This is a genomic window from Campylobacter hominis ATCC BAA-381 (genome assembly GCF_000017585.1).
Lineage (GTDB): Bacteria > Campylobacterota > Campylobacteria > Campylobacterales > Campylobacteraceae > Campylobacter_B > Campylobacter_B hominis.
The window spans coordinates 1370132-1385016 of record NC_009714.1 but is presented as its reverse complement, the minus strand read 5'-3'; the positions used below and the strand labels follow the sequence as shown (position 1 = coordinate 1385016).

At 30.4% G+C, this 14885-nt stretch carries 6 protein-coding genes; all 6 read right to left on the bottom strand.

Going from position 1 to position 14885, the window contains the following annotated elements:
* Nucleotides 1–31 precede the first annotated feature (31 nt).
* On the bottom strand, nt 32–6769 hold the full coding sequence (locus tag CHAB381_RS06720) for a calcium-binding protein (protein ID WP_012109284.1): 6738 nt from the start codon (nt 6767–6769) through the stop codon (nt 32–34).
* A 196-nt stretch (nt 6770–6965) separates the two neighbouring features.
* Nucleotides 6966–10358, bottom strand: a complete 3393-nt coding sequence (locus CHAB381_RS06715) for an alpha/beta hydrolase family protein (RefSeq protein WP_041570517.1) — start codon at nt 10356–10358, stop codon at nt 6966–6968.
* Between the two features lie 33 nt (nt 10359–10391).
* Entirely contained in the window at nt 10392–11261 is an 870-nt protein-coding gene (locus CHAB381_RS06710) for a hypothetical protein (RefSeq protein WP_012109283.1), read from the bottom strand.
* A gap of 99 nt (nt 11262–11360) precedes the next feature.
* Nucleotides 11361–13394: a type I secretion target GGXGXDXXX repeat-containing protein gene (locus CHAB381_RS06705; protein WP_012109282.1), complete on the bottom strand. Its 2034-nt coding sequence runs from the start codon at nt 13392–13394 to the stop codon at nt 11361–11363.
* A gap of 83 nt (nt 13395–13477) precedes the next feature.
* Nucleotides 13478–13906, bottom strand: a complete 429-nt coding sequence (locus CHAB381_RS06700) for a DUF2974 domain-containing protein (RefSeq protein WP_041570516.1) — start codon at nt 13904–13906, stop codon at nt 13478–13480.
* Nucleotides 13907–13930: 24 nt separating this feature from the next.
* A complete protein-coding gene (locus CHAB381_RS06695; RefSeq protein WP_012109281.1) occupies nt 13931–14851 on the bottom strand; it encodes a hypothetical protein in 921 nt (306 codons plus the stop codon).
* Between the last annotated feature and the right edge of the window lie 34 nt (nt 14852–14885).

Here is a 14885-nt window from a genome sequence, read left to right as displayed (position 1 = left end):
TCGTATCTAATAAAATTTTTAGAGATAGCAATCATACATTATAGATTTGCATTATATCCATATTTTTATTTGTTTCGTTTTTGAAATTTAAATTTAGCGCATTATCGTTTGAATATGAGTTTAGTTCTTCAATGATTTTATTCGCAGTGTCTGCTGATACTCCAAAAGGTTCATTGCTGTTTGGATACTCTTTTCCAAAGCTTTGATAAATTTGCTCTGAAGTAATTGTGTAACCGTTTTTAAGTTCAAACTTTTCAATTATATTGCTTGGATTTGTAAAGAAATTTTTAACTGTTATAGTATCGTTTTCATGATTGTAAACATTTAAAGTTAAATCCGTTCCGTTTGTTGAAAAATTTAAACCATTTCCATCTTGCGTAAATTTTATAGTATCGTTTCCACCACTATCTATTACTGTTTTTTGACCTCCGCTAAATACATATCTGTTATCTTCATTGCCACCAACTAAATTATTTTCGTTTGGTTGAGGATCTGTAGTATTTGAAGAGTCATTTTTTGGATACTCTTTTCCAAAGCTTTGATAAATATCTTTTGCACTGAATTTATAACCGTTTTTAAGTTGTATTGTTTCTACAATTGAATTTTCATTTGCAAAAAAGTCTTTTATGGTTACAATATTATTGTTATTTTTATCTTGTATATTACCAAGGCTTAATGACAAATCAGTTCCGTTTGATGAAAAATTAAGATGATATCCATTAATCATAAATTTCAAAGTATCAATTCCACCACTATCAACTATAAGATCTTTTCCTCCATGATAATAATAAGTGTTGTTTTTGTCGCTTCCTTGTAAAATTTCATCGTTTTTAGTATCAATAATATTTGCATTTTTATCTTCTGTAAGAGTTGGCTTATCAAAGGCATTTACGATATTGTCTATATCGTTTTTAGTATAAGCAGGCTTTTGATCTCCTGGTTGGATCATATCAAGAGCATACTCATCATTTAAAAAGTAGTTTTTAACTCTTACTCCTTGATTTGCATCGTTGTCTATATTTATGATAAGGTCGTTTTCTTCTTTTGAAAAGCTTAATCTATCTCTTGTAATATCAAAAAATATCAAAGAATCACTTCCACCGCCTTCATTTTCTATAGTGTCAAACCCATCTCCATAAGAATAATAATATCTATCATCGCCGCTTCCGCCGTTTAGATAATCATTTCCATCTTCACCTCTAAGTTGATCGTTTCCGGCTCCTCCATATAGCTTATCGTTTCCTGTGTTTTTTTCTATTCCATTTCCACCACTTAAATAATCATCACCATCTTCACCGTAAATTTCATCATCTCCGTCAAATCCATATATAGTGTCATTTCCACTATCTGCTTTAATTATGTCATCATTTCCCATATATCCTGAAAGTTCGTCATTTGCGTCACTACCATAATAAACAGCATTGTGATCTATATACTTTTCATCCCAAATTGTTCCATCATCAAATTCAATTGAGTTTATTTTATAATATCTGTTTGATAAAAAGAAATGATTTTTAACTGTGATTTCGTCACCATTTGTTTTATTTTTGATAATCAAATCGTCGCCATTTCTTGATAGCAAGATATCGTCTTTATTCACTCCTTTTGTAAATTTTACGGTATCAAATGAATCTTGTCTTATCAAATATGGTTCGCTAAGTTCACGCTCTGTGATGATATCTTTGCCATCACCAAGATTAAAGATATATGTATCATCTCCATCTCCACCTTGAAGTTTATCATTTCCACTTCCACCGATTATAGTGTCATTAAATATACCGCCTATGATTTTGTCATCGCCTGCCGATGTGCTTATAAAATTGTCCGCGTCATCATAGCCTTTTATAGTGTCATCTTCATCAAAGCCAATCATTGAGGCTTTTTTTATGTCATTAAATGTCAGCGTTTCGCCGTTTGCAAATGTAAAATTTTCTATCGTGTTTTGGTTTGAAATGATATTACCATAAACAACGTTTTTTAAAGTTATCAAATCCGTTTGATCGTCTTTAAATTTAATTGTTATATCGTTTTCGCCGTTTCGTTTTACTATCAGATTTTCTTTTAAGAGGTTATTTTTAAATTCTATAGTATCGTTTCCGCCATTTTCATAAATTTCATCTTTCCCGTCGCCTTTACTGAATATATATTTTTCATTACTATAGCTTCCGTGCAATTCGTCATCGCCTTTTCCACCGATTATAGTATTAAATTCTTCGCTGGAATATACGTCGCTTGCTGTCACTATATCGTTTCCGTTTCCTGCGTCTATAAATCCTGTAGCATTTATATTATCATTCCCGTCTTCTGCATATATTGTTCCGCTTGCGTTGATTGTATCGTTTCCGCTTCCTGCGTAAATTGTTCCGTTTGCATTGATTGTATCATCGCCGATTCCTGCGTAAATTGTTCCGTTTGCATTGATTGTATCATCGCCGATTCCTGCATAAATCGTATTATTTCCGTTTAGATCTTTGATAGTATCGTTTCCGGCTCCTGCGTTTATCGTGTCATCGAGTTCTCCACCGTATATAGTTTCATCCGCGTCATTTCCAACGATATTGTTATTTTCATCGTCATAACCTCTCAAAGTTTCCGTGCTATTTGAACTGTTTATTAGTGAAAGTTTTTTAATATCATTGAAATTTAAAGTTGAGCCGTCTTGAAATTTGATTGTTTCGATTAAATTTTCATGTTTTGATGAATTGTTGCTAAATACATTTTTTAAAGTTATAGTGTCTTTGATATCATCTAAATTTATATCTTTATTTGAAATGTTTGGATTATCTTTTACATAAATTTTAAGATTATTTTCACCATCTCTTATAACTATAAGGCTATCTTTTGAAATTCCTTTTCCAAACTCTATAGTGTCGTTTCCGCTTTCTTCATAAATTTCATCTTTTCCGTCACCGAGATTAAAGATATAAATATCGTCTCCTTTTCCGCCTATAAGTTTATCGTTTCCTGTGCCACCTATTAAAGTATCGTTTCCGTCTTCGCCATATAAAGTATCGTCACCGTCGTTGCCTTTTATAGTATCGTTGGAATTTAAGCCGTATATAGTATCGTCACTCTCTTTGCCGATATAAGATAACTTATGAAATTCTTCATAACCAATCTTTTCGCCGTTAGCAAATAAAAAATTACTTACGATCGCTTTTTCGTTTTCTTTATTTATATTTCCATCATAATAGAAATTTTTTATAGTTATACTGTCGTTTTCATTAATCTTTACGACTAAATCATCCAGATTTTCACCTCTTGTAACTTTTATGTCGTCTTTTGAAATGCCGTCCTCAAATTTTATCGTGCTGTCGCTGCTTCGTCCGCTAATCTTATCATTACCGTCGCCTTTACTAAAAATATATGTGTTGTTTGCCTGATCGCCGTAAAACACATCATCGCCGCTGCCGCCGATCAATGTATTTTTGCCGGAATATGCGGTTATAGTATCGTTTCCGGCTCCTGCGTTTATCGTGTCATCGAGTTCTCCACCGTATATAGTTTCATCCGCGTCATTTCCAACGATATTGTTATTTTCATCGTCATAACCTCTCAAAGTTTCCGTGCTATTTGAACTGTTTATTAGTGAAAGTTTTTTAATATCATTGAAATTTAAAGTTGAGCCGTCTTGAAATTTGATTGTTTCGATTAAATTTTCATGTTTTGATGAATTGTTGCTAAATACATTTTTTAAAGTTATAGTGTCTTTGATATCATCTAAATTTATATCTTTATTTGAAATGTTTGGATTATCTTTTACATAAATTTTAAGATTATTTTCACCATCTCTTATAACTATAAGGCTATCTTTTGAAATTCCATCTCCAAACTCTATAATGTCATTTCCGCTACTTTCATAAATTTCATCTTTACCATCACCGAGATTAAATATATATGTATCATCTCCGTCTCCACCTTGTAAAGTGTCATTTCCTGTGCCACCTATTAAAGTATCATTTCCGTCTTCGCCATATAAAGTATCGTCACCGTCGTTGCCAAAAATTTTATCGTTTTTGTTTCCTGCAAATACGATGTCACTACCTTCTCCTGCGTCAAATGTAAAGTCTTCGTCATATCCTCTTATAACATCATCATATTTAGAACCTTGCAATACCAAATATTTCAAATCTTCGGATTTTAAAATTTCGCCGTTATCAAATTCAATTAAATCAATTTTTCTGTTTTCATCTATTGATTGATAACTATAAAAGAAATCCGTAATTTTAATTGAGTTTTTCTTGTCTTTTGAATAGATGAAAAGATCATTTGTAACATCACTATTTTTAACGCCTCTTGCAAATATCAAATCATATTTTGAAATGCCGTCTGTAAATTTTATTTTATCCGTGCCGTTTCTATCAAAGTTATTTATAGTATCGTTTCCCCACTCTTTGCCAAAGACATATGTATCATCTCCACTATCTCCTTGAAGAAAATCATCCCCACTTGCACCAATTAAGATATCATCTCCCTCGCCACCATAAATAGTATCATCGCCACTATAGCCTTTTAGAGTATCATCTCCTTCATTGCCGTAAATAGTGCCGTTTGCGATTATTTTATCATTACCATCATTGCCGTAAACTTCGCTTTTATTTTCTACGGATACTATCTCATCATCTCCATCAAGTGCGTATATAACTCCACCGTTTTTAAATGTAGCTTTATCGCTTTCATCGGTTTGAAATAATAAATTTTCAGATTTTGAAAATTTATTTATAATGTCGTTTTGAGAAAGTGTTTTATCACTAAATGCAAAATTTTCAATTCTATTATGTTTAGAGGTCCAGTTTTTGATAGTTACTACGGTATTTAAGTCTTCAAATTTTTTATTTTCTTCTGCTATGCCGATTAAAAGATTGCTGCCTGACATTTTATAAACGACTTCATTTGATGAAATTTCATCAAATTTAATTGTATCGTTTCCACCATCTACTTTATAAGAGTGAAGAGTAAAATTATCATATATAGATAGTTTTCCTGCATCTTTTTTTATTATATAAACATCATCTCCATCTTCAAGATTTGTATTATAATATATACCAACTTCGGAAGTATCGGAATCTGAGTTTATAGTTTTTATTTTGTTTGTTATATATCTATCATCTATATATGAGTTATCATCAAATTTAATAGTAAGATTATCCATATATTTCCATTTTTTTATGGTTATACTATCGTTTTTATTATCTTTATAGTTAATAATTAAGTCCGTTGTAGTAGCGTCATATGTAAAGATAAGATCTTCTTTTGTTCTGCCGTTTATAACTATGGTTTCTTTGCCGATATTATCTTCAATGATATCTTTACCGTGATTTAACTCAAATTTATATGTGTCATTTCCTTTGCCACCTTTTAAGGTGTCATCTCCAGCTCCACCTATTAAAACGTCATTTCCACCATTTGTGATAATAGTATCATTTCCATCTAGCGCATCTAATACATAATCATCATCGAAATATCCAATAAGTGTATCATTTTCATTGCTAGATGAATTTGCTACTGCCAAGTTTATAAATTCTCTATTTGTGATACTGCTTCCATCATCAAACACTATTTTGTCTATTTTGCTATTTATAGAAGCACCATTAAACATATCTTTTATGATTACAGAATTCTTATTTTGAAGTATCACTAAATCATTATTTAGTTTTTTAAATAAAAGATCATCTTTTGAAATGCCATCTGTAAATTTAATGACATTTTTATCATTATTTTCTTCTATGATAGTATCATTTCCAAAGTCTTTACCAAAGATATAGATGTCATTTCCAGCTTTTCCTATTAGGGTATCATCTCCTTTACCACCTATTAAAATATCATCTTTGATATTTGTTATTATCGTATCATTTCCATCAAGAGCGTTTATAGTGTAAGAGTGATCGTTATAACCTATAAGTTCATCCGATTCATCACTAGGCCTAATCATATAATCAAGTATTTCATTTGTAGTAATAAAATCAAAGCTTTCTTTACCGTTAATAATTTTTCTATTAAATATAATTTTTGATATGGAATTATTTAAAGTTCCATTTTCATTTACTATATTTTTTATAGTAATTGTGTTTTTAAGCTCTTTATCTGATATCACTAGGTCATTACCGTTTTTATCAAAGACTAAATCATTCACATTGATACCGTCAATAAATTCTATACTGTTTAAGCCTTGATTATCTACAATGGTATCTTTTCCCCAGTTTTTAGAAAAGACATATGTATCATTTCCATCTTCACCATATAACTCATCATTTCCAGTCCCACCGTTTAATATGTCATTACCAATTCCGCCAAATAACCTATCATCACCGCTATCTCCATTTATAATATCATCACCTTTTTTGCCGTGTATTTCGTCATTTCCATTTCCGGCGTTTAATATATCATTTTCATTAGTTAAATATAAATTATCTGCTTCATCACTTCCTTTTAAAGGTGATAAATTTAATATATCGTCTTTGCTTAACTTTGTTCCGTCTGCAAAAGTAATACTTTGTATAATTCCATCACCTAAGTCATTAATCAAACAAAAAGCGTTTTGCACAGTTATGCTGTCTTTTTCGCCATTTTCATTTGTGACATAGATTATTAAATTTGCAAGCTCTCTTTTAAATGAGAGATCTTCTTTTGTAATACCTTTTGTAAATACTATTTCATTATTTCCTTGAGTATCGTATATGATATCATTTCCAAAATTTTTATCAAACTCATATAAATCATCACCACCAGCTCCATAGAGTTTATCATCTCCACCTTTACCATTTATCACATCTGTTTGATTTGAGCCATATATCGTTTGGTTATTATCATTTCCAACTCTTCTATTATTTAGTAAAGTAGCTATGAAGAATTTAAACTCTTTTAGACTGTTAGGAAGTGTGTTTTTTACATAGTCATTTAGATGATTTGTTGCTACTGGTTTATAAGTAAGTGAAGTTTTTAAAGTTTGTATAAAATTTAAAGCTTTATCTATTTGATTGTTTGTTAGTAAAGTCTTTTAAATACTCATTAATATTACTAAAATCATATCTATACTCTTTACCGTCAAATTTCATATAATCTATATCTAAGTTTACTTCTTGGTATGTAGTTTGTAATTCAATATTTGCATAAACATAGTTTTTAAAATTATTAAATATCTCTTCTATAACTGGTTTTACATACCAATTTGCATTTTTATCTCTTCCTTTCCACATAAAAGGCTTTCCAGATAGTTTTTCATAAACTATCATATCTTTTTCTTTTACCTCTCCTCTCATTGAACTTTCATCTATACTTGATACTCCTGCCCATTCATAGATAATATCACTAATGTTTTCTTTTTTAGCTTTTTCATCCATTAAAAGATATAAATTAAGCATAGTAGCTAATTTAGGGTTATTAACCATAGTTTCTTGTAATGAACTTAAATTTCCAAAAGCCTTTACTTGTGGTAAGGATTTAATATAAAAAAGAGTATTTAGTTTATCATTATAAGTTTTTAATGTTTCATCACTATTTAAAATGTTTTGTAATGACCCATCATCATTTAAATCATTAGTATTTAGATTATTGTTTTCTTTGTATTCTTTGATTAATTCATCTTGTCTTTTATTTAAATTTATTAAAGTATCTTTTATCATCTCATCTATTGAGGTTTGTTTAGTTTTATCTAAATTTACTTTAAACCATACATCATTAGCTATTGTAGTTGTGCCATCTTCAAAAGTAACGGTTGAACTTTGTTTTATAGTATTTCCTTTTTCATCTGTATTTGTGTTTTTATAGTTTAGATCAATACTTACTATACCACTATCTTTTAGTTTTATAAGTTCACCTTTATCAGTTATGGCGTTTTGATTAGAATCTTTCCATAAAAGTAATTTATCATAAATTTCATCTTTACTGTCTATTACATTATCACCGTTTAAATCATAAGCTTTTAAAGCTTCGTAACCGTTTATTGAAGTATCTTTATTAGCTTCTTGTTCTCCGAATTTTGTATTTGAAATAGTATGATTTCCAAACAGTTCATTTCCATTATCTATAAGACCATTACTGTTTTTATCTAATGCTAAAAAAGCATCTCCTTTATCTATCCATGAAGAGGCTTCTTTAAAGTTATTGTTATCATGGTCAAAGTAGATTGTATTATTTAATTTAGTTGAAGTAATTCCATTTTTATTTAAATCTATTATGATAGGATCTACATCTTCCGGATCATCATCTCTGTCATCATCTATTATTGTGCCGTTGCCTGATTTTACTTCTTTTATTATAAGACCTTTTGAGGCAGATGCGGTTCCTGTCACTTCAAAATTTATATCTTCATTTTTTGTTGTATTGCCTTCCCATTTGTAAATATAACTTCCGCTTGTATCATAATCAGCTTTATTTATACCACTATCAATACCAGGATTGCCAAATAAAAATGATTTATCATTTATATTTACTATTACATATTCTTCATCTTTTAATTTTCTATTTAATGATATTTTAAATCTCATTGATTTTTTACCATTATCACCTTCAGATGATGAGTTATCGCTTATAGTTACAACTATCTCTTCTTCTTTTAAAAGTTCTATGCCCAAATAATCATATCCTTTGGTTTTATATAAATCTTTATTGAAATTATTAATAGTTATAGCCTCTTTACCTTGTTTTACAATTAAAGTATTACCATTTAAATGATATTGTATATCTCCATTTATATAACAACCTTTTTCTTTATCATATGTTCCACCGGTTAGTTTAGTATATTTAAAATACACCTCGCCTTCACCGTCTTTATCATCGGTAATAATATCTTTATCTTCTACATAATAAATATCTTTACCTCTTCCGCCAAAGATAGTATCAACCCCAGCTCCACCTATTATAATATCATTGTCATTATTTTTATTATCACTGTGCTTGTTATCTTTTGTATCACCATAAACTATATTTTTACTATTTTTAGATGTTTTACTTAAATTTATAACATCACTTCCACTACCTGCTTCTATATAGTTGTTTCCTTTTGAAGCTATTATAGTGTCATCTCCTGCTAGGGTGTAGATTTTATTTTCAGCATTAGAAGAGACACCATTGCTATTTATGGTTATAATATCTCTCTCATTGCTTCCAAAGTAGTATTGCTCTTTTATATCGCCACTACTTACTATACCGGTGTTATCAAACATAGGTTTGATTTTTATACCACTTATATTATCTTGGTAGTATTTATTATCTAAAGTACGTGATGAAGTAAGGGCTGCTTTAAACATCTTAGCTTTATCTTCTATATAGCCTTTTGTAAAATCATCTTTGTATCTTTCTAGTTCAGAGTAAGCGTTTGAATTTATATTTGAAACTATAAAAGGATTTAAATTCACTAGGGCATATAAAGCAGGTGTGCTTAAATTTGAGCCTGAAAAGATTGAAGTTGTGTCAGTGTCTTTGGCTATAACTTCTAAGTGCAAAGAGTTATTTGCAATTTTATCATTTGCACCATTTTTATTTAATATACCAAGTTTTTTGAATTCATCTCGGACTTTTTTATAACCACTACCGTGAATAATAGCTGTTGAAAGATACATATTTGTTATATCTTCATATCTGCAAGAGTTGTCGAATTTTTGGACTATGTCGTTGTATTCGGCAATGGCGGTGTTGAGAGTTCCCATATAATGCCCTTCTCCAAAACCAACATTTTCGCCCAAAATAGGTATAAAATGCCCCAAATGATTACTACTTAATTCTGTGGCTAAATTTGAAAGAATATCCCCATTTAACAAACCCTCATCTTGGTAAGATATGTTATAAATATGTTCGTAAGCCCATTGTGCGTTTGCTTTGGTAAGTCCTACTGCACTCATAACTTTTTCTGCCAAAGAAGTTAATAAGCCATATAAGAAATTGCTTGTTATTCCGTCAAATGGACTTTCTGGTAAAGAAAGTAATCTATCTGTTCCGTAAGGATTAAAAGCATAGCCTTTTATGCCGTAAGTCGCTCCGACTTGTTGAGTAAGAATTCCACCAAGGCTATGACCAGTTAGGGTTAAATTATCTATGGTTACGCCATAATCTTTTATAGCTTTTTCTAAAAATTCTTTTGCATCGTTATATTGTTCGTTTATATTTGCCAAACCAATACCTGCATTATTAAGCCAGTCTAATGTGCTATCTCGTTCTGTTCCACGAAACGCCATTACAAATTTTCCACTTTCATCTTGCAATAATAATGCTTGGAAATCATTTGCAGTATCTGCAAAATTAACAACTTTATAAGTTTTATTGTTAGCAGTAATTCCTGCACCTATTTGAAAGTTTCCAACATTGTAAGCTTCTTTTGAAAGCAAGCCCATTGTTGTGATTGTGTTTTCTAATGTATTCATTAGATTTCTCCTTTATTAAAAATTTTTGTATTTTTATCTGAGATAGATACGATAGTTAAATAAACTTGAAAAATCAAAACCCCATTTATCCATATCAAAGACTTTTTCTATCTCTTGTATTTTGCCACATACTTTATTCGTAAATTGGTAATCATCGGCAAAATGTGGCATTAATATTTCTGGGAAAATAAAAGTCGCTTCTCTATTTCTAATATACATTTTCCAAAAAGCTATCTCTTTTTCTGTTTTATTTTCTACAATAGATACATTTACGATATGATAAAAAGCATTTTCAAATAAACTATCAGAGATTTTTTCACTTTTATTTATTATTATAGAATAGTTGTAATTTTTGATAATATCTCTATCTTTTTCCACTACATTGCGTTTTGTTATTTTAAATTTGGTTTCTTCAATAGCCTTTTCATTTTTCCTATAAAAATCGAATTGAGCTGATTCATCGGTATGCAAATTTTGATATTGCGAAATTAAATTTATATATTGTTTATAATCTGATGAATTCGTGTCAAATTCTTTTTGTATGATTTCGCCGTAACAATTAACAGCCATTTTCTCAACATGAATTCCGTCCAACATAGCTTCATCAAATTCCCCGCATAATCGGAGATTATAAATTATTTCATCTTTATCGCTACTATTGATTTCGACATATACACTTTTTGGATATTCTACAATTTTATCAATCTTAGATTTAGGCTCTATTTGGCAATATTTATTTGCGATAATCCTAGTCGGAACGACATCATAAAACGGCACTAAAACACATAAGGCAACAGATATAGCCAATGCTTTATTGCTTTTTGAAATCATATACACGATGACACATATTATACTACTTACAAATGCATAAGCGGCAAAGACAAAAGATATAATTATTCCCATAATTTTCCTTTCAGGTCGTATCGTTTATACACGATACGAAATTATCTAAATTCACAAATTTAAACTCAAATTTGATAGTTTGAATTTAAATTTACGAATTCAAGCAACCAGTAAATTTAAATTTGCAAATTTCTCATCATTTATATCTATTATTCCGTCATTGTTGCTATCAAATTCGCTTAATGCTTCAAAGCCATTTTTTGCGTTTGGATTAGTGTAGGCATAGGCGTTATTTGAGATGCTCTTGTTTCCAAATAGCTCGCTACCATTATCGATTGCGCCGTTGTTGTTTTTATCAATGGTGATAAAGGCGTCATTGTTATCTATCCAGCTTGTAGCCTCTTTAAAGCCGTTATTATCAAGGTCAAAATTTATCTTATAGTCTAAATTTGTGCCTTTTATGCCATCATTATTAAGGTCTATTGCAAGTGGATCGTAAGTTTCTGGCTTATCATCGTTTGGATCTTTGTCGTCGTCTTTGATAGTGACATATCCCGGTTTTATATCTCTTATAGTTAAATTATCTGATTTAGCAAAGATATTTACGCCACCTACGCAGTATTTTCTATCTTCTTCTTTTGTTTTATTTCCATACCAGCTAAAATCGAGTGTTTTATTATCACTTAATAAGCTTTTAAAAAGACTGGTATCATAATCTTGTGGTAATGTTCCAAATAAAACTAACTCTGTGGATTGTTTTTCATAATTGTATTTTTGTATGATGATAAATTCGTCTTCTTTTAATTCTCTACTTAGTTTTATACCTATACTAGTGTTATATGGTGCTTTTCCGTCTTTATTTGGTTCGCTTTCGTCTCCTTCTGTTACTGTTGCATTTGATATGATTATATCTATCTCATCTGCTTCTATTAGATCTATACCAAGAGATTTATCTTTTTTGGAGTAGTTGTTGATGGTTATGCTTTCATTTTTGGCTGTGTCTGTTACTATAAGAGTGTTTCCGTTTAGATGATATTCGTAAATTCCACCAACATAACAACCTTTATCTTTATCGTATGTTCCGCCTGTAAGTGGAGAATTTGAATTGAAATATACAGAGCCTTGACCTTTATCATCATCTTCTATGGTATCGCCGTCTCCTGCTTTGTAGGTATTATAGCCTGAGCCACCATACATAGTATCTTTACCGGCTGAGCCTATGATTGTATCATTGCCACTATCTTTGTCATCTTTGCTATCTTTTAAATCTGCATAGATTGTATTTGTTGAGTTTGTATCTTTTATACCGCTTAAATCTATATAATCACTTCCGCTTCCTGCTTCTATATAGTTTGAGCCACTAGTTAGAGTTATGGTGTCATCTCCTGCTAGGGTGTAAATTCTATTGGCTTTTCCTACCGAAGCAGTTACTATATCATTTTTGTTTGTGCCAAATGTGTAAGCTGTGTCAGTGAGATTGTATTCATCTGTGCTATCAGGGTCTGTAACAGAAGTATAATATGAAATTTTCTTGCCTGTTTCATAGTCATCATAGTATGAAGCAACCTTTGGTGTATCCATAAGAGCCTTAAACATTTTTGCTTTATCGCTTACATAGTTCTCACTATATTCATCTCTATATTTCTCTATTTCAGAGTAAGCATTTGAATTTATATTTGAAACTATAAAAGGATTTAAATTCACTAGGGCATATAAAGCAGGTGTGCTTAAATTTGAGCCTGAGAAGATGGAAGTTGCGTCAGTGTCTTTGGTTATAACTTCTAAGTGCAAAGAGTTATTTGCAATTTTATCATTTGCACCATAAACGCCTAATTTTGTAAATTCTTCCTTGACTTTTTCATAGCCATTTCCGTGAATAATAGCTGTTGAAAGATACATATTTGTTATATCTTCATATCTGCAAGAGTTGTCGAATTTTTTGACTATGTTGTTGTATTGGGAAATAGCTTTGTTGAGAGTTTCCATATAATGCCCTTCTCCAAAACCAACATTTTTGCCCAAAATAGGTATAAAATGCCCTAAATGATTACTACTTAATTCTGTAAGTAAATTTGACAGAATATCTCCATTTAACGCACCCTCATCTTGATAAGATATGTTATAAATATGCTCATAAGCCCATTGTGCGTTTGCTTTGGTAAGTCCTACTGCACTCATAACTTTTTCTAACAAAATGTTACTTGCTATTCCAGTTGATAGACTTGATGGTAAAGAAAGTAATCTATCTGTTCCGTAAGGATTAAAAGCATAGCCTTTTATGCCGTAAGTCGCTCCGACTTGTTGAGTAAGAATTCCACCAAGGCTATATGACCAGTTAGGGTTAAATTATCTATGGTTACACCGTGTTCCGTCATAGCTTTTTCCAAAAATTCTTTTGCATCATTATATTGTTTGTTTATATTTGCCAAACCAATACCTGCATTATTCAGCCAGTCTAGTATATTAGTAGTTCCACGAAAAGCCATAACAAATTTTCCACTTTCATCTTGCAATAATAATGCCTGAAAATCACTCGCAGTGCTAACATAGTCGACAATTTTATATTCCTTACTTAATGTCCTTTTTGCACCATTTTTTTTATTTACAAATTCATTGATTTTTGAACCAATATTATCTTGCAAATTTAAATAAGCCATTTCAGCTAACAGCCCGAATTCCGTAATGTTTTGTTCTAATGTATTCATTAGATTTCTCCTTATTAAAAAATTTTATTTTCTATCATATAAATTGGTTATACTATAAAACATTGTATGGCGTAACGCATAATTTTCATATAGTGGGGTCAAAGCATCGTCACCATAAACCAAATCTGGTAACAACCAATAACCACCACGCCTATAAATATATTGGTTATAACCAACCAATTTAGAAGTTTTATTATCTATAATTTCTATCTTTACAATCTTTATAAATTTAGAAGCAAATTTGCCAAGTTTTATTTCTCCCTTTTTTATCGTATAATCGAAATTTGATATATCATTGCTTATTTTAAATTTTATGAGAGATTTGCCGATATTTTCAAACTCATTTTGTGCCATCCAGCTTGAATTTCGCTCCTTATTTAAAATCTCCAATGCTTCCTTGTGCATATCACTACCGATATTTTCTTTATTTGCTACTATTAAGTCAAATTTGTATCTTGCGTCTTTGTCTCTTTTGTTTGCTTCATCATATTTCTTTGCTTTTGTTTGTAAAAGTTCAAATTTATCAGAATTCGTATCGAAATAATAGATATAAATTTGCCCGTCATCGCCCTTTAAGGCAAGCCTATTAATCTTTATATTATCTATAATCCACCAATCAAGTAAAAATTCCTCAGAATAATTTTTCATTTCTTTTTGAGTATAAGGCAATATATTATTTTCTACATATAAACTAAACGGCTTTTCAAATTTCTCACTTAAAAAAGGCTTTGGCAAATTGTCTTTATAATATGCCCCCAAAATATTTGTAATAATAATGTCATAAGTCGGTATCAAACCAAGCACGATAAACGAAAATATCATAAAGGTTGTTTGGGTTTTAGCAAACTTTTCTGGAATTTTACCGTGTATAAATCTAGCCAAAGCAAACCATATCGCCATAGCTATCAGCACAGGCGAAATTAAAATAATATAAAATAAAACCATAAATTTTTCCTTTCAGGTCGTATCGGTTATCCAC